Here is a 2024-nt window from a genome sequence, read left to right as displayed (position 1 = left end):
GGCCGCGCGCGCGCGGGCCGCACGGCCGGGCCGCTGCGGTCCGGCAGGTGGGGCGCGGACGGGCCGTCGCCGTGACCGTCGACCCGCGTCGTCGCATGGCCGTCCGGCTCGGCATGGCCTGCGTTGTCGACCTCGGTACGCCGCGTGCCGCCCGTCTCGCTGCGCCGCGTCGACACCGGCGGCGGCCCGTCCACCGGCCCCGCATCGCCGGATTCGCCGGCACCGCCCTCGCCGCGCCGCCGGAACGGCGTCATCGCCGCATGGAAGCCGGCACTCATCGGCACCGCCATGCCGACCCCGAACACCGCCGAGGTGCCGGTGTTCTTCAGCACGTTCAGCAAGCCGTTGCCGAAGCCGTCTTTCCAGGTCTCGTGCTGGGTCGCCGAATCAACGAAGCCGTAGGCGCCGCCACCGGCCGCGCCCCAGGTCACGCCATCCTTCAGCGTCGTGCCCAGCGTGTTGGGCAGTTCCGCCACGGCCTGCTTCGCGCCGGCCGCCTTGGTCGCCGCCGCCGTGAACGCCTCGTGGCGACCCGCGTACTCGGCGCTGTCGACGGCCGTGCCCTTCAGCACCTTACCGGCGCGCGCGCTGGCCCGGGTCGCCAGCGCCGCCTCCTTGCTCAGCATGCCGGCGCGGCCCAGCGGCACGCCGGCCGTCGCGCCCTCGGCGGCGCCGATCAGCGCGTGCCGCATCACCTCGTTGCTGCCGACCTGCGGGTCCAGCGTCGCGTACACCGTGCCGGCGGTGGCCGCGCCCGCGAACGCGCCGACGATCACCGCCTCGACCGGCGTGAAGGTGCCGCCCGACAGGAACACGATCGGCAGCGTCACCGCCAGCACCGCGCCCTCGGCGATCAGGTTGGTGGTCGCATCCTTGTTGGCGATCAGGTTCTCGAGATTCACCTGCGACGCGTCGCCGAAGTGCTGCGCCTCGTCGAACTTGCCGTCCTTCAGCGCCTGCTGGCCGAGCGCGAGGTCGCGGTCGAGCAGCTCGGAATCGCTCTTGTAGTTGGTGTCCCACTGGAACACCATGTGCGCGTTGCGCTGGAAGCTGGTCATCCAGTCGCTGCCGTTCTGCCATTGCGACAGCGTGTTCATCACGCCGCCCTTCTCGACGTCGGCCCGCTGCTGCACGCGCAGCAGCAGCTCGGCGGCGGCGGCCTCCGGATCGCGCGTGTCGCGCGCACCCAGGTCGAAGTCCTGCTCGACCAGCTCGACGGTGTCGCGCCCGCCGGTCTCGTCGGCCAGCCGGCCGCGCAGGTCGGTGCCGAACTGCCGCTCGTACGACGCCGCGATGGCCTCGATCTCGGGCTTGCTCTTGCCGCCGATCACCTCGCGGATCAGGTCCTCGTCGGTGCCCATGCCGTCCATCGCCAGCTTCAGCCGGCGTGCGTCGTGGTCGGCCTGGAACTTGACCTGGCCTTCCTTGTCGGCCGCCTTCGGCGCCTCCAGCAGGTGCAGGATCTCGCCCTTCTCGGCCCCGCCCAGGTCGTCGGCCAGGCGGTCGTGCAACACCTTGCGCGCCGCCTCGACGCTCGGCACCGGGCCGGCCGCGTCCTTGGCATCCTGGCTCGCATAGCGGTCGAAGAAGCGCAGCGCGATCGCATCGATCTGCTCGGCCGACTTGTCCTTCAGGGTCGAGCGCAGCACGCCCTCGTCGGTGCCGGCGCCGTCGACCGCGCGGTACAGCTGCGTCGCATCCTGGTCGGCCTGCCAGTCCTGCTGGCCCTTCTTCGCGTCGGCCGATTCGCCGCCGGCCGGCTTGTGCAGCAGCGACAGCGCCACGTCGCGGTCGGCGCCGTCCATGCGGTCGTTGATCACGTCCTCCAGCTTGTCGCCGTACAGCCGCTGGTAGGCCTCGGAGATCATCTTGAGCTTGCCGGCATCGTCGTGCGTGCGCAGCACCTCGTGCACCGTGTCGACGTCGGCGTCCTTGCGGAACGGCAGCCAGTCGCCGGCCTGGTACAGCCCGATGTGCAGGCGGCCGGCCGCGGCCTCGGCATCGCCGGGGGCCATCGCCGGCGC

1 protein-coding gene is annotated in these 2024 nt (G+C 72.3%); it reads right to left on the bottom strand.

The annotated features are described in order from the left end of the window. Positions 1 to 2024, bottom strand: a 2024-nt coding sequence (locus tag AC1DYN_RS32230) for an annexin (RefSeq protein WP_477966820.1), incomplete at both ends; no start/stop codon positions are given.

The organism is Rhizobacter sp. P2_D12 (genome assembly GCF_056404395.1).
The sequence above is the reverse complement of the archived record's forward strand: the minus strand, read 5'-3'. Positions and strand labels throughout refer to the sequence as shown.